Origin of the sequence: Sphingomonas phyllosphaerae, assembly GCF_036946485.1 — a bacterium.
GTDB lineage: Bacteria > Pseudomonadota > Alphaproteobacteria > Sphingomonadales > Sphingomonadaceae > Sphingomonas > Sphingomonas phyllosphaerae_E.
Genome location: NZ_JAQIJA010000006.1, coordinates 576,918 through 603,628, shown reverse-complemented (window position 1 = coordinate 603,628; position 26,711 = coordinate 576,918). Strand labels below are relative to the sequence as shown.

Annotated in this window: 22 protein-coding genes; 16 read left to right on the top strand and 6 right to left on the bottom strand. The window is 69.1% G+C overall.

Annotated elements, in window-relative coordinates:
• Positions 1-3: 3 nt before the first annotated feature.
• Both PGN16_RS18515 and PGN16_RS18510 read left to right on the top strand, forming a co-directional pair.
• Complete coding sequence (locus PGN16_RS18515; protein ID WP_335310826.1) at positions 4-3,294, top strand: efflux RND transporter permease subunit; 3,291 nt, start codon at positions 4-6, stop codon at positions 3,292-3,294.
• Positions 3,294-4,850 (top strand): efflux transporter outer membrane subunit, encoded by a 1,557-nt coding sequence (locus PGN16_RS18510; RefSeq protein WP_335310825.1) that lies wholly within the window; start codon positions 3,294-3,296, stop codon positions 4,848-4,850. Before PGN16_RS18515 ends, PGN16_RS18510 begins: the two co-directional genes overlap by 1 nt.
• A 99-nt stretch (positions 4,851-4,949) precedes the next feature.
• Here PGN16_RS18510 and PGN16_RS18505 read toward each other — a convergent pair whose 3' ends face one another.
• A complete protein-coding gene (locus tag PGN16_RS18505; RefSeq protein WP_335310824.1) occupies positions 4,950-5,288 on the bottom strand; it encodes a phasin family protein in 339 nt (112 codons plus the stop codon).
• Between the two features lie 143 nt (positions 5,289-5,431).
• Here PGN16_RS18505 and PGN16_RS18500 point away from each other — a divergent pair, with 143 nt between their 5' ends.
• From PGN16_RS18500 to PGN16_RS18485, 4 genes are read left to right on the top strand one after another with little or no spacing between them, the layout of a single operon-like run.
• Positions 5,432-5,953: a hypothetical protein gene (locus PGN16_RS18500; RefSeq protein WP_335310823.1), complete on the top strand. Its 522-nt coding sequence runs from the start codon at positions 5,432-5,434 to the stop codon at positions 5,951-5,953.
• Positions 5,950-6,570: a peptidylprolyl isomerase gene (locus PGN16_RS18495; RefSeq protein WP_335310822.1), complete on the top strand. Its 621-nt coding sequence runs from the start codon at positions 5,950-5,952 to the stop codon at positions 6,568-6,570. The genes PGN16_RS18500 and PGN16_RS18495 overlap by 4 nt, the downstream gene beginning before the upstream one ends.
• A 52-nt stretch (positions 6,571-6,622) precedes the next feature.
• The gene (locus PGN16_RS18490) at positions 6,623-7,855 is read left to right on the top strand and encodes a M20 metallopeptidase family protein (RefSeq protein WP_335310821.1); all 1,233 of its coding nucleotides are present in this window, start codon (positions 6,623-6,625) and stop codon (positions 7,853-7,855) included.
• A 5-nt stretch (positions 7,856-7,860) separates the two neighbouring features.
• Entirely contained in the window at positions 7,861-8,379 is a 519-nt protein-coding gene (locus PGN16_RS18485; protein WP_335310820.1) for a biliverdin-producing heme oxygenase, read from the top strand.
• A gap of 98 nt (positions 8,380-8,477) precedes the next feature.
• Here PGN16_RS18485 and PGN16_RS18480 read toward each other — a convergent pair whose 3' ends face one another.
• Positions 8,478-10,610, bottom strand: coding sequence for a histidine kinase dimerization/phosphoacceptor domain -containing protein (locus tag PGN16_RS18480; RefSeq protein WP_335310819.1), 2,133 nt, complete (start codon positions 10,608-10,610; stop codon positions 8,478-8,480).
• A 127-nt stretch (positions 10,611-10,737) separates the two neighbouring features.
• Between PGN16_RS18480 and PGN16_RS18475 the strand changes: the two genes are divergently transcribed.
• Positions 10,738-11,094, top strand: a complete 357-nt coding sequence (locus PGN16_RS18475) for a PilZ domain-containing protein (protein ID WP_335310818.1) — start codon at positions 10,738-10,740, stop codon at positions 11,092-11,094.
• Between the two features lie 85 nt (positions 11,095-11,179).
• On the top strand, positions 11,180-11,725 hold the full coding sequence (locus PGN16_RS18470) for a (2Fe-2S)-binding protein (RefSeq protein ID WP_335310817.1): 546 nt from the start codon (positions 11,180-11,182) through the stop codon (positions 11,723-11,725).
• Between the two features lie 132 nt (positions 11,726-11,857).
• On the opposite strand, the gene PGN16_RS18465 is transcribed toward PGN16_RS18470, so the two are convergent.
• Positions 11,858-13,204, bottom strand: coding sequence for a L,D-transpeptidase family protein (locus PGN16_RS18465; RefSeq protein ID WP_335310816.1), 1,347 nt, complete (start codon positions 13,202-13,204; stop codon positions 11,858-11,860).
• A gap of 56 nt (positions 13,205-13,260) precedes the next feature.
• Entirely contained in the window at positions 13,261-13,512 is a 252-nt protein-coding gene (locus tag PGN16_RS18460; RefSeq protein ID WP_335310815.1) for a hypothetical protein, read from the bottom strand.
• A gap of 213 nt (positions 13,513-13,725) precedes the next feature.
• Here PGN16_RS18460 and PGN16_RS18455 point away from each other — a divergent pair, with 213 nt between their 5' ends.
• A complete protein-coding gene (locus PGN16_RS18455; protein ID WP_335310814.1) occupies positions 13,726-13,998 on the top strand; it encodes a DUF1488 family protein in 273 nt (90 codons plus the stop codon).
• Here the strand turns inward: PGN16_RS18455 and PGN16_RS18450 are convergent.
• Positions 13,976-14,233, bottom strand: a complete 258-nt coding sequence (locus PGN16_RS18450) for a hypothetical protein (RefSeq protein ID WP_335310813.1) — start codon at positions 14,231-14,233, stop codon at positions 13,976-13,978. The two genes, PGN16_RS18455 and PGN16_RS18450, sit on opposite strands and share 23 nt — an antisense overlap.
• A 234-nt stretch (positions 14,234-14,467) precedes the next feature.
• Here PGN16_RS18450 and PGN16_RS18445 point away from each other — a divergent pair, with 234 nt between their 5' ends.
• From PGN16_RS18445 to nagE, 6 genes are all read left to right on the top strand, one after another.
• The gene (locus tag PGN16_RS18445) at positions 14,468-15,469 is read left to right on the top strand and encodes a N(4)-(beta-N-acetylglucosaminyl)-L-asparaginase (protein ID WP_443019682.1); all 1,002 of its coding nucleotides are present in this window, start codon (positions 14,468-14,470) and stop codon (positions 15,467-15,469) included.
• Entirely contained in the window at positions 15,466-16,218 is a 753-nt protein-coding gene (locus tag PGN16_RS18440; protein WP_335310811.1) for a copper homeostasis protein CutC, read from the top strand. The genes PGN16_RS18445 and PGN16_RS18440 overlap by 4 nt, the downstream gene beginning before the upstream one ends.
• Positions 16,219-16,302: 84 nt before the next feature.
• Entirely contained in the window at positions 16,303-17,337 is a 1,035-nt protein-coding gene (locus PGN16_RS18435; protein WP_335310810.1) for an SIS domain-containing protein, read from the top strand.
• Positions 17,334-18,464, top strand: coding sequence for an N-acetylglucosamine-6-phosphate deacetylase (gene nagA, locus PGN16_RS18430; protein WP_335310809.1), 1,131 nt, complete (start codon positions 17,334-17,336; stop codon positions 18,462-18,464). The genes PGN16_RS18435 and nagA overlap by 4 nt, the downstream gene beginning before the upstream one ends.
• A gap of 24 nt (positions 18,465-18,488) precedes the next feature.
• The gene (ptsP, locus tag PGN16_RS18425; RefSeq protein ID WP_335310808.1) at positions 18,489-20,966 is read left to right on the top strand and encodes a phosphoenolpyruvate--protein phosphotransferase; all 2,478 of its coding nucleotides are present in this window, start codon (positions 18,489-18,491) and stop codon (positions 20,964-20,966) included.
• The gene (gene nagE, locus PGN16_RS18420) at positions 20,963-22,663 is read left to right on the top strand and encodes an N-acetylglucosamine-specific PTS transporter subunit IIBC (RefSeq protein ID WP_335310807.1); all 1,701 of its coding nucleotides are present in this window, start codon (positions 20,963-20,965) and stop codon (positions 22,661-22,663) included. The genes ptsP and nagE overlap by 4 nt, the downstream gene beginning before the upstream one ends.
• 91 nt (positions 22,664-22,754) lie before the next feature.
• Here nagE and PGN16_RS18415 read toward each other — a convergent pair whose 3' ends face one another.
• Positions 22,755-23,492: a GntR family transcriptional regulator gene (locus PGN16_RS18415; RefSeq protein WP_184034612.1), complete on the bottom strand. Its 738-nt coding sequence runs from the start codon at positions 23,490-23,492 to the stop codon at positions 22,755-22,757.
• A gap of 342 nt (positions 23,493-23,834) precedes the next feature.
• Between PGN16_RS18415 and PGN16_RS18410 the strand changes: the two genes are divergently transcribed.
• Positions 23,835-26,594, top strand: coding sequence for a TonB-dependent receptor (locus PGN16_RS18410; protein WP_335310806.1), 2,760 nt, complete (start codon positions 23,835-23,837; stop codon positions 26,592-26,594).
• Positions 26,595-26,711: the final 117 nt, after the last annotated feature.

The window sequence follows — 26,711 nt, the reverse complement described above, 5'->3', positions numbered from 1 at the left end:
GGCATGTCCCGCATCTTCATCGACCGCCCCATCTTCGCATGGGTGCTGGCCATCATCGTCATGCTGGCGGGGGTCGGCGCGATCCTGTCGCTGCCGATCGCGCAATATCCCGACGTCGCGCCGCCGCAGGTGTCGATCCGCGCCACCTTTCCCGGCGCGAACGCCCAGACGATCCAGAACAGCGTCACGCAGGTCATCGAGCAACAGCTGACCGGCATCGACGGGCTGCTGTACTTCCAGTCGAGTTCGTCGAGCCGCGGATCGGTGACGATCACCGCCACCTTCGACAAGGGCACCGATCCCGACATCGCGCAGGTGCAGGTCCAGAACCAGGTCCAGCAATCGCTCAGCCGCCTGCCGCAGCAGGTCCAGCAACAGGGGCTGGTGGTCCGCAAGTCGAACCCCGACTTCCTGTTGATCGTCGGCGTCTATGACACCACCGACAAGCTGACCAATCAGGACGTCTCAGACTATCTCGTCTCGAACCTGCAGGACCCGCTGGGCCGCATCCAGGGCGTCGGCGACACCAACGTCTTCGGCTCGCAATATGCGATGCGGATCTGGCTCGATCCGGCCCGGCTCAACAGCTTCCAGTTGATGCCGGGCGACGTCATCACCGCGATCCAGAACCAGAATACCGAAGTCGCGGCGGGCGAGATCGGCGGGCAGCCGAGCCCGTCGACGCAGATGCTCAACGCGGTCGTCACCGCGCAGTCGCGGCTCCAGACCCCGGCGCAATTCGCGCAGATCATCCTCAAGACCCAGCAGAACGGCAGCACCGTTCGCCTGTCCGACGTCGCGCGGATCGAGCTGGGCGCGGAAAGCTACAATGCGTTCAGCCGCGTCAACCGTCACCCCGGCGCGGGCATCGCGGTGCTGCTGGCGCCGGGCGCCGACGCGCTGAAGACCGCCGAGTTGGTCAAGGCGCAGGTCGAACAGGCGTCGAAGGCGTTCCCGGCCGGGCTGACCTATGCCTTCGCCAACGACACGACCGACTTCATCAAGCTGTCGATCGAGGAAGTGGTCAAGACGCTGATCGAGGCGATTATCCTCGTCGTTATCGTCATGTTCGTGTTCCTGCAAAGCTGGCGCGCAACGCTGGTGCCGGCGATCGCGGTGCCGGTGGTGCTGCTCGGCACCTTCGCGGTCTTCTATGTCGCGGGCTTCTCGATCAACACGCTGACCTTGTTCGGGCTGGTGCTCGCGATCGGTCTGCTGGTCGACGATGCGATCGTCGTGGTCGAGAACGTCGAGCGCTTGCTGGAAGAAAATCCCGGCATGACCCCGCGCGAGGCGACGATCGAATCGATGAAGGAGATCACGGTCGCCCTCGTCGCGATCGCGCTGGTGCTGTCGGCGGTGTTCATGCCGATGGCGTTCTTCGGCGGATCGACCGGGGTGATCTACCGCCAGTTCTCGCTGACGATCGTGTCGGCGATGGTGCTGTCGGTGCTGGTCGCGGTCATCCTGTCGCCCGCGCTGACGGCGACGCTGCTCAAGCAGACGCACGACCAGCATGGCGACCCGATCGAGGAAAGCTGGATCGGTCGCAAATTCCCGCGCGTCGCGCACGGGCTGGAGCGCGCACGCGACGGCTTCAACAACACCTTCGATCGCGGCGTGGCGCGCTATGTCGCGGGCGTGCGGCGGGTGATCGACCGCAAGGCGCTGTTCCTGCTGATCTATCTGCTGACGGTCGCCTTGCTGGCGGTGCTGTTCATGCGGATGCCGACCGGCTTCCTGCCCACCGAGGATCAGGGCGCGGCATTGGTGCAATTCCAGCTGCCGGCGGGTGCCACCCGGTCGCGCACCGAGGAGGTGCAGCACAAGGTCGAGGATTATCTCGCCAGCAGCGAGGGCAAGAACGTCCGCACGATGTTCACGGTCAGCGGTGGCGGCGGTGGCGGCGCGAGCGGGCAGAACACCGGTCAGGGCTTCGTCAATCTCGCGCCATGGGATGATCGCAAGGGCAAGGAGAATACCGCCGATTCGATCGTGGCGCGCGCTTCGGCGGCGTTCCGCGGCCTGCGCGACGCGCGCGTCTTCGCGCTGGTGCCGCCGGCGGTGCGGGGTCTGGGCCAGTCGAACGGCTTCACGATGGAATTGCAGAATTCCGGCGGGCTGACGCAGGAAGAATTCGGCGCGGCCAAGGACAAATTGCTCGCCGCCGCCAATGCCGATCCGGCGCTCGCCTCGGTGCGACTGACCGAATTGCCCGACACGCCGACGCTGAAGATCGACATCGACCAGCAGAAGCTCGCCGCGCTCGGACTGACGCAGGCCGACGTCAACACCACGCTCTCGACCGCATGGGGCGGCCGCTACGTCAACGACTTCGTCGACCGCGGGCGCGTCAAGCGCGTGTTCGTGCAGGGCGACGCGCCGTATCGCGCCGCGCCGACCGACCTCAACCAGTGGTTCGTGCGCGGATCGAACGGGCAGATGGTGCCGTTCGCTGCCTTCGCGCAGATCGGCTGGAGCCAGGCGCCGGTGACGCTGTCGCGTTTCAACGGCATCCCGTCCTACGAATTCCAGGGCGCGGCGGCCGAGGGCAAGAGCTCGGGCGATGCGATGGCGCGCATCGAGGAACTGGCGGGTCAGGTGCCGGGGACGAGCGTGTCCTGGGCCGGGCTGTCGTTCCAGGAGCGGCTGTCGTCGGGTCAGGCGCCGTTGCTGTACGGGCTGTCGATCCTCGTCGTCTTCCTGTGCCTCGCGGCGCTGTACGAAAGCTGGTCGATCCCGTTCGCGGTGCTGCTGGTGATCCCGCTCGGGCTGATCGGCGCGATCCTGTTCACGACGCTGCGCGGCCTCGTCAACGACGTCTATCTCCAGATTGGGCTGCTGACGACGATGGGACTGGCGGCGAAGAACGCGATCCTGATGATCGAGTTCGCCGAGCAGGAGGAGAAGAAGGGCAAGCGCGTCATCGACGCTGCGCTGGAGGCGGCACGCATCCGCCTGCGCCCGATCCTGATGACCAGCCTCGCCTTCATCTTCGGCGTGCTGCCGCTGGCGATCTCGACCGGCGCGGGCGCCAACAGCCGCATCGCGATCGGTACGTCGGTGATCGGCGGGATGATTACCGCGACGGTGCTGGCGATCTTCTACATCCCGTTGTTCTTCGTGCTGGTGCGGCGCGGCTTTCGCGACGGCTGGAAGGGGCTGCGGCGCGGAGCCGATCCCAGCCCCGACGATGACGGAGACGACCATGGCGGGGCGGCGGCGCAGGATGCGCCCAAGCAATTGCCCCGCCCGATCGACAAGCCCGCGCTGCCCGCGCCGGAGGGGGCATGATGACTCGCCTGATCGCCGCGCTCTGCGCCTCGGCCGCGCTCGCCGGCTGCTCGCTCGCGCCCACCTATGTCCGCCCCACACCGCCGGTGCCGACGTCCTGGCCGGTTGGCGACGCCTATTTGCGCCAGAGCGAGGCGGCGCTGCCCAGCGTCACCTATCGCGACATCTTCCGCGACGCGCGGTTGCAGGCGCTGATCGAACAGGCGCTGGCCAACAACCGCGACCTGCGCGTCGCCGTCGCCAATATCGAGGCGACACGCGCGCAATATCGCATCCAGCGCGCCGACCTGTTCCCGCAGCTCAATGCGACCGGCGCCTATAGCTATCGCGAGAACAGCCGCTCGGGAGTGAACACCGGGGTCAACACCGGCGGGACCGGCACCGGTGGCACCGGGACGGGTGGGACCGGCACCGGGGGGACCGGCGGCACGGGCACCGGCGGGACCGGGACCGGGACCGGGACCGGCGGAACGACTGTCGTGTCCGGTTCGAACAGCACCTTTCAGGCGCAGCTCGGCGTCACCGCGTTCGAGATCGACCTGTTCGGGCGCGTCCGCTCGCTGACCGGCGCGGCGCTGTCGCGTTACTTCGCACAGGAGGCCGCCGCGCGTGCCACGCGGCTGACGCTGATCGGCGACATCGCCAGCGCGTGGCTCAACTATGCCGCCGACAAGAGCCTGCTGACCGTCGCCGAGCAGACCGCGGTCGCGGCGCGCGCCAGCGTGCGGCTGACCGATGCGCGCCGCCGCGGCGGCGTATCGCCGCGCACCGACGTGCGGCAGGCCGAGCAGATCCTCGCCACCGCCGAGGCCGATCTCGCCGAGCAGCGCACCCTGCTGGCGCAGGATGTCAACGCGCTGCAACTGCTGGTCGGCGCTCCGATCGATCCTGCGCAACTGCCGGCAGGGATCGAGCAGGCCGCGCAGACGATCGGCGAGCTGCCCGCCGGTATCGACTCGGGCGTGCTGCTGCGTCGCCCCGACGTCGTGCAGGCCGAATATTCGCTGCGCGCCTTCAATGCCGAGATCGGCGCGGCGCGTGCGGCGCTGTTCCCGCGCATCTCGCTTACCGGGCTGGTCGGGTTCGCCAGCACCGCGCTGCGCACGTTGTTCTCGGGCGATTCGTTCAACTGGTCGGTGGCGCCCAACGCCAGCTATCCGATCTTCCGCGCCGGTGCGGGGCGCGCGAACGTCGACTACAGCGTGGCGCAACGCGACGCCGCGCTCGCCAATTACGAGCTGACGATCCAGAGCGCGTTCCGCGAGGTGTCCGACGCGCTCGCGCGGCGCGGGACGATCACCGAGCAGCTGGCCGCCAACCAGCGCTTCTATACCGCGGCGGTCGACACGCTGAACCTGACCAACGCACGCTATCGCGGCGGGATCGATACCTACCTGACGTCGCTCGATGCGCAGCGGCAATTGTATTCGGCGCAGCGGACGCTGGTGGCGACGCAGCTGGTGCGCGCGACCAATCTGGTGACGCTGTATCGGACGCTGGGCGGCGACTCGCTGCTCGAGGTTACCGATCAGGGGCCGCGACCGACAGCAAACTAACCTTAGTTCGTCGTCCCGGACTTGATCCGGGACCCCGCTTCTCTCCTCGCTGCGAAGAAGAAAAAGCGGGGCCCCGGATCAAGTCCGGGGCGACAGAAATCAGGTGTTGGACTCATTTCCGCTGCCCGGCGACACCGCCGCACGCCCGAACTGCATGATGAGCTGGCCGATCTCGCGCGCCTGCTCCATCGAGCGCTGGCTCTGGCTGCGCAGGAAATCGCTCTGGATCTGCATCACCTGCGACAGGTCCTTGGCCTGCGCGGCGGCGCGCATCGCGGCGAACGCTTCCTGCGTGTTCGCCTCGACCTGATCGAGGATCTTGGTGCTGATCGTCTGGCCGCTCTCCAGCATGTGCTGACCCGAAGCGCGGATGCGGTCCGTGGCCTGTTGCGCCGCATCGGCGGCGGCACTGCCCATGTCGTTGCGTTGGTCGGTCATCATCACTCTCCCTCGACGTCGCGTCAGGCTGCACCTTCGCACTGAACCCGGCAAGCCGGTCGTTGGTTGCCGCGAGCGTCGCGCGACAGGCTGGTGGCGGCGGGCACACGAGAGTATGGAGCCGATATACCTGGAGCCCGAGAATGTCGTTCGTCCTGTCCCTGCTGCTCGCATCGGCATCCTTTTCCGCGCAGGAGCCGCCCGCGCCCGAGCCGTCGTGCACCGCCACCCGACCGGCCTTGCCGATCGGGTTCGCAAATTGGGGCACGCGCGTCGCGCTGGAGGCGGGCGCGGCGACGCGCGGGGCGCCGGTGATCGCGGTCGGACGCGCGACGGAATTGCGGCTGGTGCCGCTCGACCGGCTCGCGCCCGTCGCTCCGCCGACGCGCGATCTGGGGGCGGGGAGCAATGCGGGCATGGCGCTGTTCCAGGTCACGCGTCCCGGCACCTACCGGATCGCGCTGGGCGGGCCGGCCTGGATCGAGGTGGTGCGCGGCGGGCGCGCCCTGCCGTCTGCCGCGCACAGCCACGGGCCAGCGTGCAGCGGGATTCGCAAGATCGTCGATTACCGGCTCGCGCCGGGCCGCTACGTGCTGCAACTCACCGGCGCAGCGGCGAGCACGCTGCCGGTGCTGATCGCGCCTGCCGCGCAGGGTGCGGCATGATAGCGACACTCGTCGCGCTGGCGCTCGCCGCGCCGCAGGTCGCCCCCGCCACCCCGGCTGCGCCGCCGCCGGTGTCGACGACGCCGGCCGCGCCTGCCCCGTCCACGCTGACGCGCGTCGTGCTGACCACCGACGTCGGCCCGATCGTGATCGGCGTCGACGCCAAGGCCGCGCCGATCACCGCCGCCAACTTCCTGAAATATGTCGACGGCAAGAAGCTGGACGGCGTGTCCTTCTACCGTGCGGTGAAGGTTGCAGACGGCTTCGGGCTCGTCCAGTTCGGGACGCGCAACGACGCCAAGCGCACGCTGCCGCCGATCAAGTTCGAGCCGACCACCCAGACCGGGCTCAGCCACACCGACGGCACGATCTCGATGGCGATGGCCGCGCCGAACACCGCGACCGGCGACTTCTTCGTGGTGGTCGGCGACCTGACCTCGATGGACGCCAAGGACGGCCAGCCCGGCTTCGCCGCGTTCGGGCGCGTGCTGGAGGGGATGGACGTGATCCGGAAGATCCTGCTCGCTCCCACTTCGCCCACGCTGGGTGAAGGCGCGATGAAGGGCCAGATGCTCGCGCCTGCGATCCGCATCACCAGCGCGCGCCGCGCCCCCTGACGCTTCCGCCGGCATGACGGATCGGTTACAGCGGTGACCAAAGGAGTCCGTCATGACCAGCACGCTCGCCACCCGAACCGACTGGACCGCGATCGGCGCCGCCGAACTGGCGGACGTCATCGCGCTGCGCCGGGCGATCCATGCCGAGCCCGAGGTCGGGCTGCACTGCCCGCTGACCACCGCCAAGGCGAAGGCGGCGCTCGCCGGGCTGCCGCTCGAGATCCACGACAGCACCAGCACCACCGGCTTCGTCGCGATCCTGCGCGGCGGGCGGAGCGGCGGCGCGGGGTCGAACGGGCGTACGGTGCTGCTGCGCGGCGACATGGACGCGCTGCCGATGAGCGAGGAGACCGGGCTGCCGTTCGCCTCGACCGTCCCCGGCAAGATGCACGCCTGCGGGCATGACGCGCATACCGCGATGCTGGTCGGTGCCGCCAGGGCGCTGAGCGCGCGGCGTGACGAGCTGGCGGGGACGATCGTCTTCATGTTCCAGCCCGGCGAGGAAGGCCATCACGGCGCGCGCCACATGATCGCCGATGGCCTGCTCGACGTCGCGCGGCCCGAGGCGGCGTTCGCGCTCCACATCCTCCCCAATGCGCCCGCGGGGATGTTCGTCGGACGCGAGGGGGCGATGCTCGCCTCGACCGACACGGTGCTGGCGACGATCCGCGGCAAGGGCGGCCATGCCGCGATGCCGCACGAGGCGATCGACCCGATCCCGGTCGCCTGCGCGATCGTCACCGCGCTGCAACAGCATGTCGCGCGCCGCGTGCCGGTCGCCGATCCGGCGGTGCTGACGATGACGCAGATCCACGCCGGATCGTCGCACAACATCATCCCCGAAGAGGTGCAGCTGATGGGGACGCTGCGCACGCTGTCGGAGGCGACACGCACCGCGATGCGCGACGCGTTCCACCAGATCGCGCAGGGGATCGCCGCCGCGCACGGCTGCGTCGCCGAGACAACGATCGACGAGGGCTATCCGGTGACGGTCAACGACGCGCGCGCGACGCGGCTGCTGCGCGAACTATCGTCCGAGGTGCCGGGTGGTGCGGGCTGGACCGCGATGCCCGCGCCGATGATGGGTGGCGAGGATTTCAGCTATGTGCTGCGCGAGGTGCCGGGCGCGATGGCGTTCGTCGGGGTCGCCGCGCCGGGCAGCGACTGGCGCACCAACCCGCCGCTCCACAATACGCGGATGACGATCGAGGAGAATGTGCTCGCCACCGGCGTGGCGATGCATTGCGCGGTCGCCGAGCGCTTCCTGGAGCGCGGGCTGGACTGACGCCGATGTCTGCGATGGCGATGCTGCGCGACGCGACCGGCGCGGCGCATGAGGCGGTGGACGCCGCGTTCGGCGCGCACGATCTGGCGTTGCCGGGGGCGTATCAGCGCTTCCTGCTGGCGCACGGTCGCGCGCTGCCGGCGGCGGAGCGGGTGATGGCAGCGCTGCCGTTCGCGCGGACGCTGCCGACGCGCGCGGCGTTGCTCGCGGCGGATCTGGCCGACGTTGGCACCGCCCAGCCGGCACCCCTGCCCTTCGCCCCCGGCGGCGATGAAGCGACGCTATGGGGCGTGCTCTATGTCGTGGAAGGGTCGCGGCTGGGTGGCGCAATGCTCGCGCGACAGGTGCCGGACGCGCTGCCGGGGCGTTACCTCGGCGCGGTCCATGCGCCCGGCCAATGGCGTGCGATCCGCGCCGCGCTGGACGAGGCGGCAGCGGGTAAGGACAGCGACTGGACGGCACGAATGATCGCAGGCGCGCTGGCGACCTTCGCGCTTTATGCCGAGGCGGCAGAAGTGGACTGAGCCATTTATCGTCACCCCGGACTTGATCCGGGGTCCCGCTTTTCAGCGCGGTCGACAAGAAGCGGGGCCCCGGATCAAGTCCGGGGCGACGAAAAGGATCAGGCCGCCTCGATCGGCGCCGTCAGCACCGCGCGCAGGCCGGGTTCGTTATCCAGATAGTCCATTTCGCCGTCGATGCGCTGGATCACCGCGCGCATCATGCGGCTGCCGAACCCCTCGCCGTCGCCCTGCTTGCCGACGCCCTGATCGGCGACGATCAAGCGCAGGCGGTTGCGATGTTGCTCCAGCGTGATCTCGATCGGCCCGCCGGATTGCCCCGGGTAGGCGTATTTGGTGGCGTTGATGACCAGTTCGGCAGCGATCAGCCCGATGTTCACCGCACGGTCGGTCGGGATCAGCACCGGCGCGATCGACAGCATCATGTGCCGCGACCATTCCTCGCCCAGCGATTGCTTCAGGTCGTCGATCAATTCGCCCAGATAACGGCTGAGGTCGATCGTCTCGATCTGGTCGTCGCGGTAGAGGCGGCGGTGGACCAATGCTACCGCCGACAGCCGCGAGCGCGCCTCGCGCAACTGGTCCGCGACCACGCCCGGTCCGGCATCGCGGGCCTGGATCGCCAGGAACGACGACACGAGTTGCAGGCTGTTCTGCACGCGATGGTCGACTTCGCGCATCAGCAGGTCCTTCTGCGCGAGCAGCCCGTCCTTTTCGGCGCCCGTCCGCTCAAGCTCCTGATTCAGGCGGCGCAATTCGTTCGACGCCCGGGCCTCGCGGAACAGACGACGAAGGCGGTTGGCGCCCTCGATCTGCTCCAGCGTCCAGCGCCGGGTGCGCCCGCGTACCGTTTCGTGCCACGATTCGAACGAAGCTCGCGGGTGCAGGGTCGCATCGGGATCGTGCGGTACCGCCTTATGCGGGTTACCGGCCCATTCGATTTCCTCGATCTGCTCGACGCGTAGCCACATCAACGTGTGTCGATCGTCGAGCCGGAGCGCCAGCACGCCGGTGATCGGCCCGAACGCAGCGGCACCGGGCCATTCGGCCGCCAGCTCGCGGGTCGCGAAGACCGGGCCGTCCTCCCGCAACGCCGCAAAGCGCAACAATTCGAGCACATCCGCATCGTCGGGGGCCACGCCGCTGACGGTGACGGTCCGATCGCGGACGAGCGCGACCCCGTCGGCGTCGAGCATCTTGCGCAGTTCGTCGGCACGCTCGCCCAATATGCGGAACGGATCGCTCTGTTGCAGCAATGGGCGCAGCGCGTCCTCCTCGCTGCGCAGCGCCAGCCGGACGCGATACGCCTCCGCTTCCTCCTTGGCGAGGATCTGGCGGGCCAGCGCACTCGCCATCGCCGCCGCCGCGGCGCGGATGCTGCGCGGCATCAGCTGCGGCGTCATGTTGTGGCAGGCGACCAGCCCCCACAGCAGCCCGTCCTTGACGATCGAGATCGACGCCGACGCCTGCACGCCCATGTTGCGCAGATATTCGACATGCACCGGCGACACGCTGCGGATCGCGACGTCGCTGAGATCCACCTGCTCGAACCCCGCCGGGCGTAACGGCGCGGGGGCATAGCCGACGTCGGGGATCACGCGGGTGCGGTTGCGGACGTAGAGCGCGCGCGCCTGCCGCGGGATGTCGCTCGCCGGGAAATGATGGTGGAGGAACGACGGCAGTGCCGGATCGCGATCCTCGGCGATCACGCAGCCCGCGTCGTCGTCCAGAAAGCGATAGATCATCACGCGATCGAAGCCGGTCAGCGCCCGGAACGCCACCGCCGCGCGATCCGCGAGCATCCGCCGCGTGCCCGCCCGCTCGAACCCGGCGGCGATGGCGTCGAGCCACCCGAGCGTCGCCGCGACGGTGCCCGGCTGCGCCTCGGTCGGCTCCAGCTCCGCGATCAGCCATGGTCCGGCGCGGTGCAGCGCGACATCGTGCCCCGCCACGGTCGCGCCCAGCACGGTGCCGCCCGGCCCCGGCGCAGCGTCGCGCAACGCGGCCACGTCTTGATCCAGCAGCGCCGACAGGTCCGCCCCCAGCCAGTCCGCCGACAACACCGCCTCGATCGCGCCCGCCCCCGCCACGACCTGCAACGTGCGCGGATCGGCGACGAGCATGATGCCATGCGGCTGCACCGCGCCAGAGAGGTGGATCGGCTCGCGATCGCACGGCGTAAGGGCTATTGGCGCCGGGGAAAACGCGTCGTCCGACGCCGGTTGCGGGTCCATTGTGCGGCACTATGGCACTGCCGTCACGGCTGGCAACCGTTCTTACGCAGATTAGCGCATTCCGGCGAGATCAGGACCGGAGCAACATTAACCGCCTGTTTGCCGTGAACGTGCTAGGGCCAGCCCGATGTCCGAATCTCCTCCCCGCGAACCGCGCAGCAGCGTCATCCTGTATGCGCGCATCGACCATCGCGATCGGTCGGTCGAGGTGCGCGTGCGCAACCTGTCGGCGACGGGCGCCTGTATCGAGAATCCGGGTGAGCTGACCAAGGGCGATGAACTGTCGGTGACGATGGGATCGCTGAGCGACCTGACCGCCGAGGTAATGTGGACGTCGCCGAAGCTGGCGGGGCTGCACTTCACCAAGGGCGCGATCGACCTGGCCGAGGCGCGAAAGCCGCGCGATCGCGGCGCTAACGCGCCCAAGGCGAGCGCGGGCTGGATCAACAACATCCAGCATGCCTATCGCCGCCGCGACGACTGAGCGACCGGTCGAACGCAGGGCGGGAAGAGGAACCCGGCGCGATCGACGGCTTGTTGCGCGCATCGTGCGACGATAACCCCGTCCGATGACCCGCCTGACCGTCAACAACGAGGCCGTCGAATACCGGATGCCACCGGAGACGCCGCTGCTGTGGGCGCTGCGCGACGCGTCCAATCTGACCGGCACCAAATATGGTTGCGGCACCGGAAGTTGCGGGGCGTGCACCGTCGATGTTGACGGCAAGGCGGTCCGATCGTGTCAGGTGCCGCTGCGCGCGGTCGAGGGCACGTTCGTCACCACGATCGAGGGGCTGTCGCGCGAGCGGGCGCATCCCGTGCAGCTGGCGCTGATCGCCGAGAACGTGCCGCAATGCGGTTATTGCATCCCCGGCATCACCATGGCCGCCGCCGCCTTGCTGAAGCGCGATCCGATGCCGTCGGACGAGGCGATCCGCGCCGGCATCACGAACATTTGCCGCTGCGGCATCTATCCGCGGCTGGTGGAGACGATCCAGCGCGCGGGCCGCGCGATCCGCGGCGACGAGCGACTGCCCGCCGCGACACGTCCGGGGATCGACCCCGCCGAAGCGGCGCGGCGGGTGCCGGCGCTCGATCCGGCCGGGGGCCGCTAGAGCGGGATGACGTCAACTTGATCCGGCATTGCGCGCGTAGCGAAGCAATGACCAACGGGACGTTCCACCTCACCCCGTCATGATCCAATCCGTCCGTCATTGCCTCGCCGTGCGCGCAACGACGATATGGTTTCACCCATCCCGGCCGTAGACGTCGTCGCGAAAGGACAGCCCGCGCGCACCGTCGCCGGTGGCAGTCAAATACGTCAGATATACCGGCGTCGGCGCGGTCAGCGCGACGGCCTGCTCCGGCTTCTTGCCCGGACTGAGCGGCTTGCCCATCAACCAGCGACCAAGCCGCGGGGCGTCCTCCAGCCGGATGCAGCCGTTGCTGAAATGACGGTCGTCCTTGGCCAGCAGCGCACGGTTCGGCGTGTCGTGAAGGTAGATGCCCTCGTCATTGGGGAACAGGAACTTCACCTTGCCCATCGAATTGGCCGGGCCGGGCAATTCCCGCAGCCGCAGCTCGCGCTTGCCCGCCGCCACCGCGGGCCAGTCGATCGCGCTCGCCGGGATGGGGCGTGCCTGCGCGGTCCAGTCGCTGAGCGCCTCCATGTGGAGCGACGCCAGCGTGCGCCCGGCGAGCACCTTCGCCGCGATGTTCTTGCGTACCAGATAATCGGGGACGTTCCAGTACGGATTGAGGATCGCCCATTGCAGCGTACCGGCGAGCATCGGCGTCTGCGTCTCGCGCGTGCCGACGACGACGCGCATCGTGCCCTTGGTCGCACCGGCTTCGTAGAACCACAGCCGCCCCGACGAGGCATCGACCTCGACATGCCGGGTCCACGGGCCGGGCAGGATGCGGGCGCGATCGAGGTTGAGCCGCAGCCGGATCAGCGCGGCAGGGGTGATCCCGTTGCGTCGCGCCTGCGCCGACAGCTTGCGCAGGTCGACGTAGCGCGGGCTCATCCAGCCCATGTCCTTGACATAGCCGGCGAAGGATTTGGGGAAGCTCGCCGCGCGCAGCACCGCTTCTGGCTTGGGACGCTTCGGCTTCAGCGACGCGTCCGCCCATTTCATACCGACGTCGCGCGGTTTGCGCTGGTCACGGACGAACTGCACGAAGACGTCGGACAGCGCCAGTTCCGCGGCGGCGACCCGCGCGGGATCGCCGCTCCGCGCCGTGTCGATCCGCTGCCGCAATTTCGCGACGTCGTAGGATGCGGGCTTGAGGTTATCGAGATCGGCATCGCCCAGATAGGCGATCAGCGCATCGGCCGCCGCGCCAATCCGTCCGCCGACCGTCCACAAGGGCGCGTAATTGCGTTGGGCGTAGACGCGCGCCATCCAGCCACCCGCCGTGGCGCGAATCTGGGTGGCGACGGCGCGGTCGCGCGCGACATCGGCGGCGGACCGGGCCGGGGCGGGCTTCGCCTTGCGGGCGACGGCCTTCGCCTTGGACTTGCCGACCGCCGCCTTCACAGCGCGCGGCGCGACGACGGCCGCCGACGCCAGTGGCGCGGCGACCGTCAGCACGATCGCGATTCCGGCGACGGAAGAGTGGCACCGCCACCCTCCCGACCAGCAAATGGTCAGCCCCGTTCCCCGCGGCGCGTGGGAGCCGGCGGGGGCGGCGGCGGAGCCGGCGGCGCATAGGGGTGGTAGATCCCGTCCGACGTGTAATAGCCGTCGACGATCCCGTCACCGTCACGATCCGCGGCGTGGCTGCCGGCGACCGCACCGGGCGGCGGCGGCGGAGGCGGCGGTGCCGGCGGCGCCTTCTTGGCGCAGGCCCCCAGCATCAACATGCCGCACGCGGCGAGCATGATCGAACGATGACGCATGTTCTTTTCTCCCTCTGACATCAACGACCTGCGGCCGTTGTCCCTGTCTCCCCTGTGCACGCATCGCTGATCCATCGCCATGCCGTCAACCATCCGTGCTGCGACCGGACGTGCGCGGCGCGCGCCAGTATGGTTAATGCCATCGTGCCGGCCCGAGGGAACATCGTCGCCGCTGCCGTTTTGTCGCTGCTGTCAACGCGAAAGGACGAATGAATGGCGATCGACCGGCTTGAGATCGACATGAGCACGCTGCTCGACAACATCGACGAGCGTCAGGTGGAGTTCAGTGGCGAGGCCGATGGCGACGAATATGAGTTTGCCGTTCAATATGATGTGCTGGAGGCGCTGAGCGGCGACGCCCCCGACGGCGATGCCGTGGACATGTTCAACCGCTTCTCTGACACGATTGTCGATGCCGCGTTGTCGGCGCTGGCGCGCAACGCCGATGCACAGCCGATCGTGGTCAGCGAAAGCGATCTTGAATGACCCCTCGCGCAATAATGATACGAAACTGACTTAACTGTTGCAGCCGCGCCCCGTTCAGTACAGTCTCCCACATACAAAATGAAAAGCCGCCGCGATGCGGCAGGGAGAGGATAATGGACGTACCGAGCTTTATGGTGATCGGTGTCGGCGCGATCGGCGCTCTGGGTACGCTTGCGATGGTGGTGGTTCTCGCCCGTCGCGCGCCCCAGCGGTAGGAACTGCGCTCGCCGGTCATCGCGGGCGTCGCCCGATGACGATGCGAATGAAGCAGGAGGCCGCGGGCGACGTCCGCGGCCTTTTTGCTGCGGATCGATATCGATCCCTCTGAAAGGTTGCGCTCCGTCTTGCGCGTAGCAGGTGCCGCCGGTGAATACCTGCATAGACCCACGCACAGAACCAATGCAGGTTGTCGTTGCGACCGCCGACCGGACGTGCATGGTGGCATCGAGCAAAGCGAGGGGCGGACCGAATGACGGACAGGCGATCGGTGTTGGCGGGAATGGCGGCGATCGGGGCCGCGAGCCCGTCAGCGGCAGCACGCGGGGGCGCCGCGATGATCGTTTCCACCTGGGACTTCGGCGCGGCGGCGAACGACGCGGCGTTCGCGGCGATGAAGGCGGGCGGGACGCTGCTCGACGCGGTAGAGGCCGGCGCGAAGGTGCCCGAGGCCGATCCGAACAACCATTCGGTCGGCTATAGCGGCTATCCCGATCGCGACGGTCACGTCACGCTCGACGCGGTCATCATGGACGATGCCGGCGGGGTGGGCGCGGTCGCGGCGCTGGAGAATACCACGCACGCGATCTCGGTCGCGCGCCGCGTCATGGAGAAGACGCCGCATACGTTGCTGGTCGGCGAAGGCGCGACGCGCTTCGCGCGCGATCAGGGTTTTCCGCAGGAGAAGCTGCTGACCCCGGAGGCCGAGCAGGCGTGGCGCGACTGGCTGAAGACCGCGAAATACCAGCCCGTCGCCAATAGCGAGACCGGCACCTATGGCACGCAGCGGCATGTGACGCCGGGCGGTGCGCTGGACCATGACACGATCGGCCTGCTGGCGCGCGATGCGGGCGGGCGGATGGCGGGGGCGTGCACGACCTCGGGCATGGCCTTCAAGATGCGCGGGCGGGTCGGCGATTCGCCGCAGGTCGGCGCGGGGCTGTACGTCGAACGCGGCGTCGGCGGCGCGACCTCGACCGGGGTCGGCGAGGAAGTGACGCGCGTCTCCGGCAGCGCGCGCGTCGTCGCGTCGCTGCGCGCTGGCCTTTCGCCGCAGCGGGCGTGCGAGGAAGTGGTCCGCCATATCGCCAAGCTGCGTGGCGACGCGATCAAGGGCGTACAGGTCGGGTTCCTCGCGCTCGATCCGCGCGGCAATGTCGGGGCGTTCTGCCTGTTGCCCGGCTTCACCTACGCCGTCACCGACACCGCCGGGCGCACCGTCGTCCACAAGGCACCGTCGCTGTTCGCGGCATGACGCGCCGGTTGCTCGAAGTCTGCGTCGAGGATTCGCGCGGTATCGCCGCGGCGGTCGCCGGTGGTGCGGACCGCTTCGAATTGTGCGCGGCGCTGGACGTCGGCGGGCTGACCCCGCCCGCCTCGCTGGTGCGCGCGGCCGCGCAGGCGCCCCTGCCCGTCCACCTGCTCGCGCGGCCGCGTGCCGGCGGGTTCGTGCATGACGCCGCCGAGCGCGCGTTGGTCGCCGACGACATCCGCACCGCCGCCGAGGCGGGGCTGGCGGGGGTCGTGATCGGTGCGAGTATGCCCGACCATCGGCTCGATGCGGAAACGCTCGCGGCGTGGATCGCGCTCGCCCGCGATCTCGGCGCGGCGCGCGGGCGTTCGCTGTCGCTGACGCTGCACCGCGCCTTCGATCTCGCGCCCGACCTGCCCGCCGCGCTGGAGACGGCGGTGGCGCTGGGCTTCGATCGCATCCTGACGTCGGGCGGACAGCCGCAGGCGGTGGACGCACTGCCGATGCTGACCACGCTGGTGGAACGTGCCGCCGGGCGGATCGTGATCCTTGCGGGTAGCGGCATCTCGGCGGCGACGTTGCCCGCGATCCTCGCCACGGAAGTGCCGGAGGTCCATGCCTCGTGCCGCGCCGCGCTGCCGCAGCAGGATCCGGTGCTCGCGCGCTTCGGGTTCGATCCGCCGGTCGCCAGGCGCACCGATGTCGCCTCTGTCGCAACACTGGCGAAGATGCTTCGCGCGGCAGAGACTTGAACAATACCAATGTATGACTTAATCCGGTTGCAACAGGGGGGCGGCACACCGGGTCCGCGCCATTCGCGAGGGAAGCGCCACCACATGCCCGACGCCGATCAGACGTTGATGTTCGCGGAGGCGGCCGAATCCGCTGCGGCTGTGGCGCGGACGCTCGCCACCAATCGCGACACGCTGCGCGGTCTGGCGCGCGACCTGCGCGCGACGCCGCCGGCAGTGGTGGTCACCTGCGCGCGCGGCTCGTCGGACCATGCCGCCACCTATGGCAAATATCTGATCGAGACGTTCGTCGGCGTGCCGGTCGCCTCCGCCGCGCCATCGGTGGCGTCGGTGTACGAGTCGGCGGTGAAGACCCCGACCGCGCCGTTGTGCATCGCGATCTCGCAGAGCGGGCGCAGCCCCGACCTGCTCGCCACAGTCGCCGCGCAGAAGGCGGCGGGCGCGCGGATCGTCGCGCTCGTCAACGACGCTACCTCGCCGCTCGCCGAGGCCGCCGACACGGTCGTGCCGCTGATGGCCGGGCCGGAGAAGTCGGTCGCGGCGACCAAATCGTACATCACCGCGCTCGCCGCGCTGGCGCTGCTGGTCGCCGAATGGTCGGGCGACGAACGCCTGCGTGCCGCGGTCGATACGCTCCCCGACCGGCTCGCCGCCGCCTGGGCGCTCGACTGGAGCGAGGTGGTCGATCTGCTGGTCGGCGCCAACAACCTGTTCGTGATCGGGCGCGGGCTCGGCTTCGGCGTCGCGCAGGAGGCCGCGCTCAAGCTCAAGGAGACCTGCGCGCTCCACGCCGAGGCGTTCAGCGCCGCCGAGGTCCGCCACGGGCCGATGGCGATCGTCAACGAAGGCTTCCCGCTGCTCGCCTTCGCCACCTCCGATGTCGCCGGCGACGGCGTGCGCGAGGCGGCGGCGGAGTTCGCGGCGCGCGGCGCGCGGGTCGCGCTCGCCGATGCGCGCGCCGATGGCGCCAGCCACCCGCCCGCGCTCGCCGATCACCCGGCGATCGAGCCGATCCTGACGATCCAGAGCTTCTATCGCATGGCCAACGATCTGTCGGTCGCGCGCGGGCTCGACCCGGACGCACCCCGCCACCTGAGCAAGGTCACCCGCACGCTATGACGCGGCACAGCTTCACCAACGGCCAGATCGTCACGCCCGGCGGCACGCTGTCCGCCGCGACGATCACGGTCGAGAACCAGATCATCACCGCGATCGAGGCCGGGGCCGATGCCGGCGCGACCGATCTCGACGGCGGCTGGGTGATGCCCGGCTTCATCGACACGCAGGTCAATGGCGGCGGCGGCGTGCTGTTCAACGACACGCCGACCGTCAAGGGGCTGGCCGCGATCGCGCTGGCGCACGCGCGCTACGGCACCACCGCGACGATGCCGACGCTGATCAGCGACACGCCGGACGCGATCGCACGCGGACTCGATGCGGTCGATGCCGCGATCGACGCGGGCGTGCCGGGGGTGATCGGCATCCATGTCGAGGGGCCGGTCATCAACGTCGCGCGCAAGGGCATCCACGACCCGGCGCGGTTCCGCGCGCTCGACGACGCCATGCTCGCGCTGCTCACCGCGCCGCGGCGCGGGCGGGTGATGGTGACGCTCGCGCCAGAGCGGGTGTCGACCGAACAGATCGCGGCGCTGGTCGCGGCGGGCGTGCGCGTCTGCCTCGGCCATACCGACGCCGATTACGCCACCGCCACCGCCGCCTTCGCGGCGGGCGCGAGCGGGGTGACGCATCTCTACAACGCCATGTCGCCGCTGAACCACCGCGCGCCCGGCGTGGTCGGCGCGGCGCTCGACAATGACAGCGCCTGGTGCGGGATCATCGTCGACGGCTTCCATGTCGACGATGCCGCGCTGCGCATCGCACTCCGCGCGCGCCCGGCCGACCGCTTCATGCTGGTGACCGATGCGATGCCGTGCGTCGGAGCGGAGACCAAGGACTTCGTGCTGCAGGGCAAGCCGATCCACGTCGAGGGCGGGCGCTGCGTCGGTGCCGACGGGACGCTCGCCGGATCGGACCTCGACATGGCGGGCGCGGTGCGCGGCGCGGTGACGCGGCTCGGGCTGAGCTTGGAAGCGGCGGCCGGGCTGGCGGCGACCAGCCCGGCGGCGTTCCTCGGCCTCTCCGACGAACGCGGCACGCTCGCGGTCGGGCAGCGCGCCGACTGGGCGATCCTGACCCGCGACCTGTACCCCGCCAGCACCTGGATCGGCGCGCAGCCGGTCGCCTGACCCCGATCGTTTCCCGGAGACGCCATGGCTTCCCTCTCGCTCTACGCACCGCTCGACGGCTGGGCCTGCGCGCTCGACGAGGTACCCGATGCGGTGTTCGCGGAGCGGATGCTGGGCGACGGCGTGGCGATCGACCCGACCGGCGACACGCTGGTCGCGCCGTGCGATGCGCAGGTGGTCACGGTGCAGCCGACCGGCCATGCGATCACGCTGCGCACCGCCGAGGGCGCGGAGCTGCTGATCCACATCGGGCTCGATACGGTCGGGCTGAAGGGTCAGGGCTTCGAGACGCTGGTCGCGGCGGGCGACGCGGTGACGCGCGGCCAGCCGCTGATCCGCTTCGACCTCGACCGGATCGTCTGCGACGCGCGCGCGGCGGTGACGCCGATCGTCGTCACCAACGGCGATCTCTTCACGATCGCGCACCGCGCGAGCGGCGCGATCGTTGCGCAGGGCGATGCGCTGATGACGCTGACCGCGCATGACGCGCAGGCGCAGCGGGCGGCGAGCGACGGTCCCGCAGCGACGCGCACGATCGTCGTGCCGCTCCCGCACGGCATCCACGCCCGCCCCGCGGCGCGCATCGCCGAGGTAGCGCGCGGCTTCGACGCGGTGGTGACGCTGGCGAAGGACGGCGAGCCGGTCGGCGCGACCAGTCCGATCGGTCTGCTGTCGCTGATCGTCGCGCATAACGACCGGGTGACGATCGCCGCGACCGGCGCACAGGCGCAAGCGGCCGTCGAGGCGGTCGCCGAGCTGATCCTCCACGGCATCAAGGAAGACGCCGCGCCCACGCCGCCGCGCCCTGCCCCGCCGGCACCGCGCGACGTGCCCGATGGCGCGCTCGCGGGCGTCACCGCCGCGCCCGGGCTGGCGATCGGCCCGGCGTTCCGTTGGCAGGTGGCCGATCTGGCGGTCGCCGCCAGCGGCAACGGCGTCGCCGCCGAGGAAGCGGCGTTCGAAGCCGCCCGCACCGACCTGATCGCCGAGCTGACCGAGCGCGCCGCCACCGGCCCGGCCGGCGCGCGCGCGATCCTCGAGGCGCACGCCGCGATCCTCGACGATCCGAAGCTGATCGCGAATACCCTGATGGCGATCACGCGTGGCGGCAGCGCAGCCCATGCGTGGCGCGAGGCGATCCGCCCGCAGGCCGACGCCTTGCGCGCGGGTGGCGACCCGCGGCTCGCCGAACGCGCCGACGACATGCTCGATCTCGAACGTCAGTTGATCGCGCGGCTGATGGGCGCCGAGGAGGAAGCGGTGACGCTGCCCGCGGGCGCGATCCTGCTGGCCGACGATCTGCTGCCGTCGCAATTCATGGCGCTCGATCTCGACCGTGTCGCCGGGCTGGCGATCGAACATGGCGGGCCGACCTCGCATGTCTCGATCCTCGCCGCCGCGCGCGGCGTGCCGACGCTGGTCGCGCTTGGCAGCGCGTTGCGTGCGGTCCCGGACGGAACGACGGTCGTGCTCGACGCCAGTACCGGCTGGCTCCACCCGGCCCCGTCCGCCGACCTGCTCGCCGATGCGAAGGCCCGCGTCGCCGCCGCCGCGACGCGCCGCGCCGATGCGCTCGCCCGCGCCGGCGAGGATTGCCGCACCGCCGACGGCACGCGGATCGAGCTGTTCGCCAATTGCGGCTCGCCCGCCGACGCCGAGGTCGCGGTGCGCAACGGCGCGGAGGGCTGCGGGTTGCTGCGCACCGAATTGCTGTTCCTCGACCGCGACACCGCCCCCGATGTCGCCGAACAGACCGCCGATTACCAAGCGGTGGTCGACGCGCTCGACGGACGGCCGCTGATCGTCCGGCTGCTCGACATCGGCGGCGACAAGCCCGCGCCCTATCTGCCGATCGACGGCGAGGAAAACCCCGCGCTCGGGCTGCGCGGCGTCCGTGTCGTGCTCGCGCACCCGCACATTCTCGAAGACCAGCTCAAGGCGATCCTCGCCGTGCAGCCGCGCGGGCGGTGCCGGATCATGGTGCCGATGATCGCGGGCGTCGACGAATTGCTCAAGGTCCGCGAAGTCCTCGACCGGCTGACCGGCGGCGCGCGCGACGTCGAGCTGGGCGTGATGGTCGAGACCCCCGCCGCCGCGATCGGTGCCGACCTGCTCGCCGCCGAGGCCGACTTCCTGTCGATCGGCACCAACGACCTGACCCAATATACGCTGGCGATGGACCGCGGAAATGCGGCGGTTGCCGGCGCGCTCGACGGGCTGCATCCGGCGGTGCTGCGGCTGATCGGCGAGACGGTACGCGGCGGGGCGTTGCGCCACCGCTGGACCGGCGTGTGCGGCAGCCTCGCCTCCGATCCGCTTGCGGTGCCGATCCTGCTCGGGCTCGGCGTTACCGAATTGTCGGTCGCGCCCGCCGCGGTGCCGGAGATTAAAGCGCTGGTGCGCGATCTCGACCTGTCGGCGGCGCGCGACCATGCGCGCGCGGCGCTCGCCTGCCCGGACGCCGCCGCCGTCCGCCGCCTCGCACGGGAGTTTGCGCGATGAAGTCGATCCTCGGCACGCTCCAGCCGCTCGGCCGCGCCTTGATGCTGCCGATCGCGGTCTTGCCGATCGCCGGGCTGCTGCTGCGGCTCGGCCAGCCCGACCTGCTCGACATCGCGTTCGTCAGCGCGGCGGGCGACGCGATCTTCTCGCACCTCGGGCTGCTGTTCGCGATCGGCGTCGCGACCGGCTTCGCGCGCGACGGCAATGGCGCGGCGTGTCTGGCGGGCGTGGTCTGCTTCCTCGTCGCGACCGAGGCGGCCAAGGTGCTGCTGGTCGTCCCGCCCGAGGTCACCGCCGGGCTGACCGGCCCGTCCGCCGATCTGGCGATCGCGGCGTGGAAGGCCAAGGCGATTGCGCGGCTCGACGTGCCGGCCGGGATCATCTCCGGACTGGTCGGCGGGCTGTTCTACAACCGCTTCTCGACGATCAAGCTGCCCGAATATCTCGCCTTCTTCGGTGGACGGCGCTTCGTGCCGATCGTCAGCGGGCTGGCCGGGTTGGTGCTCGCCGTCGTGATCGGCACCGGCTTCGCGGCGATTGCGGGCGGGATCGACCAGCTGAGCTACGGCATCGCCGCGTCGGGCGGCGCAGGGCTGTTCCTGTTCGGCCTGCTCAACCGGCTGCTGCTCGTCACCGGCCTGCACCATCTGCTCAACAACATCGTCTGGTTCGTGATGGGCGACTATCACGGCAGCACCGGCGACCTGCGGCGCTTCTTCGCGGGCGATCCCAGCGCGGGCGCGTTCATGGCCGGCTTCTTCCCGGTGATGATGTTCGGCCTGCCCGCCGCCTGCCTCGCCATGTACCATGCCGCGCTGCCGGAAAGGCGCAAGGCGATCGGCGGGATGCTGTTCAGCCTCGCGCTCACCTCGATGCTGACCGGCGTGACCGAGCCGATAGAGTTCAGCTTCATGTTCCTCGCGCCGATCCTCTACGCGGTCCATGCGGTGCTGACCGGCGTGTCGATGGCGCTGATGGATGCGCTGGGGGTGAAGCTCGGGTTCGGCTTCTCGGCGGGGCTGCTCGATTATGTGCTGAATTTCCGGCTCGCGACGCGGCCGCTGCTGCTGCTCCCGGTCGGCGCGGTGTATTTCGCGCTCTATTACGGGCTGTTCCGCTTCTTCATCGCGCGCTTCGACCTTAAAACACCGGGGCGCGAGCCGGTGGAGGGTGATGCCGCCGCAACCATCACGGTCGGCGAGCGTGGTTCGGCGTTCGCGCGCGCGCTGGGCGGCGCGGCCAACCTCACCGAGGTCGGCGCGTGCACCACACGGCTGCGGCTCAACGTCCGCGACCAGCAGGCGGTGGACGATGCCGCGCTCAAGGCGCTCGGCGCGCGCGGGCTGATCCGCCCCTCGCCGACCGCGTTGCAGGTCGTGCTCGGGCCGATCGCCGATGTCGTCGCGGTCGAAATCCGCGATGCACTCGCGGCGGGCGGCGTAACGGTCGCGGCGGTCAACGTCGTAGATGACGCGACCGACGCGCCGGTGGTGCTGTCCGAGCCGGCGCTGGCGGCGCTGGGCGGGGCGGCAAACGTGCGCGCGGCGAGCGTCCACCCGGGGCGCGTGCGGGTGACGCTGACCGCGGCGTCGGTCGATGAGGCGGCGTTGCGTGCGCTGGGTGTCCGCGCGGTGGCACGGCCTGCGGATGGCACGCTGCACCTGCTCGTGGCGGATCCAGCGGCGCTGACCCGATAAGCCGTCACCCCGGACTTGATCCGGGGTCCCGCTTTTGGCGCAACCGTCGAGAAGAAGCGGGGTCCCGGATCAAGTCCGGGACGACGGGAGGTCAGAGGTCCGACAGTTCCGCGACGAAGTCATAGGCATCGCCGCGATAATAGGACCGCGTGAACTCGACCGCACGCCCGTCGCGGCGGAACCCGCGGCGCTCGATCAGCAGCCCGGCATGGCCGGCATCGACGCCCAGCATCTTGGCATGGTCCGGCCCGAACGGCACTGCGCGCAACCGCTGGAGCGCCCGCACCGGGCGGCTGCCGGCCTTGTCGAGTGCGCTGTAGAGCGAATCCTCGACCGCCTCGACCGACGGCAGGCAATAGCCCGCGATCGCCGACAGCTCGAGCGCCATCGGCTCATTATCGGCATGGCGGATGCGCTGGAAGCGGAACACCGGCGCGCCCGGCGACAGCCCCAGCGCCATGCTTTCCTCGGGGTTCACGGTGCTGGCGACGCGGCTGATCCAGCTGCTCGACGCGGTCTTGCCGCGCGCGGCCATGTCCTCGGAGAAGGACGAGAGTTTGGAGAAGCTCTTCTCGACCCGCCCGGCAACGAACGTCCCCGCCCCGCGCCGCCGCGTCAGCAATCCATCTTCGACCAGCCCGCCGATCGCCTTGCGCACCGTGATCCGCGACACGTCATATTCGACCGCCAGATCGCGCTCGGCGGGGATCGCGTCGCCCTGGTTCAGGATGCCCCCGTCGATCGCCTCGCGGATCACCTGTTGGAGCTGGAGATAGAGCGGCGCGGCATTGCCCTCCCGAAACCGTCCCACCTCGTCCGAAAAGGCCATCAGCGTTCCTTCCTGTCCCCGCTTGAGCGCAGGGCTTTCCCTTGACGGCAACCGTAACCCAAGCCCGCTGGCGCGCAACCCCGTCGCAGCCCCCGGAACGACAGATCGCCGACGCGGCCATGTCGCCCAAAAACCACACTCCCGATCAAATCGCTGAAAATCGCTTTTGTACGTGAAACTATTTCGTAACAACCTATGTCCGAGCTGACCCAGATTGGTTACAAGACCAGTCCAGGACCGGTGTGGTTCGTAGTTTGCACTACGTTGATGCACCGCCCATTTTATCAATGTGCCCGGCCCACGGGCTTATGAGGGGGTTCAGGTATGCGCTTGCGTCACATGATGCTGGTTTCCACCGCCATCGTCGGCTTCGCCGCCACCAGCGCGCAGGCGCAGCAGGCGCCCGCCACGCCGCCGGCAAGCGCCGCGCCCGACACCCAGGCCGACGGCACCGTCGGTGAGGACATCGTCGTCACCGGCTATGCCGGCAGCCTTCGTCAGGCGATCGAGCTGAAGCGGAACGCCAACGCCGTCGTCGACGCGATCTCGGCCGAGGACATCGGCAAGTTCCCGGATCGCAACGTCGCCGAGTCGCTGGCGCACATTCCCGGCGTCTCGATCGACCGCCGCTTCGGTGAGGGCGAGAAGGTCGCGATCCTCGGCACCGATCCGGCGCTGAACCGGATGCTGCTCGACGGCCACGCGCTCGCCTCGGCCGATTGGGGTGGCAACGACAACGATCCGTCGAGCCGGACCTTCAACTATTCGCTGCTCGCCCCCGAGCTGGTCGACCGTCTGGAAGTCTACAAGTCGCCCGAGGCGCGGCTTGAGGACGGCAGCCTGGGCGGCACGGTGATCGTGCGCACGCGCCGACCGCTGGAGCTGGACGCCAATTCGGTGTTCGCTTCGGGCGGCTACACCTACAACGACCGCTCCGAGAAGGGCAGCATCCGCGGCTCGGGGCTGTACAGCTGGAAGAACGCGGACGAGACGTTCGGCTTCCTCGTCGCGGCCACCTATGACAAGCAGCAGCTGGTCCGCGCCGGCGTCGAATTCTTCGGGTACGACAATGCCGATGGCTCGGGCAGTCCGTTCTTGACGACCAATGCCGCGGGCCAGCGCGTTCTGAAGAACCCGAATGCGACGATCAGCGGTGGCACTCTCGCCGATCTCGATAAGGCAGCGTCGCCGTTCGGCATCAACTACGCCTATTTCCAGCAGCAGCGTGAACGCACCAGCGTGTCGGGCACGGTGCAGTATCGCCCGGCCAGCAACCTGACGCTGACGCTGAACGGGCTGCACATCGACGGCAATTACAACAACTACAGCCAGTCGATGTACACCATCCCGGGTGCGTGGAGCGGCGCGGACCTGCAGTCGGCGACGATCTCGAACGGCGTCGTCACCAACGCCACGTTCGGCGCGGCCACCAGCCAGCGCAATGCGCAGCTCGACACTTTGGTGCGCGCCACGAAGCTGAAGACCGACAATCTGAACTTCTTCGCCGATTGGGAAGGCGACGACGGCGCCAAGGTGACGTTCCTCGGCGGCTGGAGCAAGGCGACCGGCGGGCGCAACCCCGAATATCTGTTCAACGTCCAGACCAAGCTGCCGTTCAGCTACGCGATCTCGTCGAATTCGGCAGAGGTCAACTACACCGGCGACCTGACCAACCCAGCGAACTACTTCACCAACCCGAGCAACCAGCCGGTGACGATCGAGGGCGTTCCCTACAACGTCAACGGCGCGCAGCTCAACGCCGCGCAGATCGGCGGCCTTGACTATAGCGTCACCACCGATCGCGACACCTTCGGCGGCTTCGATGCGGTCGTTCCGCTCGGCGATGGCTTCTTCAAGCAGATCCTGATCGGTGCGCGCATCACCGATCACGTCAACAAGATCGACGCGCGTGGCATCAACACGTACCTGACCTCGTCGAAGCTGGGCGACCAGCTGGGCGTGACGACGCTGAGCACGCCGGACGGGATCTTCGACGGCACCGGCGGTTCGGGCACCGCGACCAAGTATCTGAACCTGCCGCGCGAAGCCGTCATCGACATCCTGGCGAACAGCATCAACACGCCGTTGTTCTACAAGGTCGGCGCCTCGACCCGCGTCGAGGAGCGGACCGCAGCCAGCTACGTGCAGGTCAACTTCGACCAGGGTGGCCTGCGCGGCAACCTGGGTGGTCGCCTGGTCTATACCCGCGATGTTTCCTATTACGCGCTGTCGCTGCCGACCGCCGCGAACCCGAACCCCGTGCCCGTCCCGACCAGCACCGCGACGGATTATCTGAAGTTCCTGCCGGCACTGAACGTCGCTTACGAAATCTCGCCGCAGTTCATCGTGCGCGGCGCGGCGGCCAAGGTGATCTCGCGTCCGCGCTATCAGGATCTGGCGGCATCGATCTCGCAGAACGACACCACGCTGGACGCAGGCGGCGGCAACCCGAACCTGAAGCCGTACCAGTCGACGAACTACGAAATCACGGCAGAATTCTACCCGCGCGCCGGTGCGCTGCTCTCGCTCGAACTCTATCGCCGCGAGATCGACAACTATATCGTGTCGACCTCGATCGCGAACCAGAGCTTCTACAATTCGCTGTTGGGCCGCGTGGTTGATACCTATCGCCTGTCCAGCCCGATCAATGCCGGCAAGGCGAAGGTCAATGGCGTGCTGGTGAACGGTCAGGCGGAAATCTGGGGCGGGTTCGGCCTGCAGGCGAACTACGCCTATCAGGACAGCTCCACCGACGTGATCCCCGGCGTGACCGGTACGCTGAACTTGCCGTACCTGTCGAAGCACACCGTCAACGTGATTCCTTATTTCGAAAAGGGACCGTTCCAGGCGCGGGTCAGCTACAATTATCGTTCGTCTTACTTCCGTGCGCTGAGCCGTCTGAACTCGCTAGACTCGGTCGCGCCGTACAGCCAGCTCGATGCCTCGGCTTCGCTTGCGGTGACCAAGAACATCTCGCTGACGGTCAACGCGCAGAACCTGCTCGACGAAACCTATATTCAGTACAACGGCACGCGCGACCGTCCGTCGGCCTTCTACAAGAATGGCCGCACCTTCATCGGTAGCGTCACATTCCGCATGTAATCCCAGTTACTTGTCTCAATTCCTACCCTGGGCCTCCGCATCCGCGGGGGCCCATTTTTTTTGCCCGCGGCATGGACGTGCCGAAATCACGGCGGCATGATGCCTGCCAATACCAAA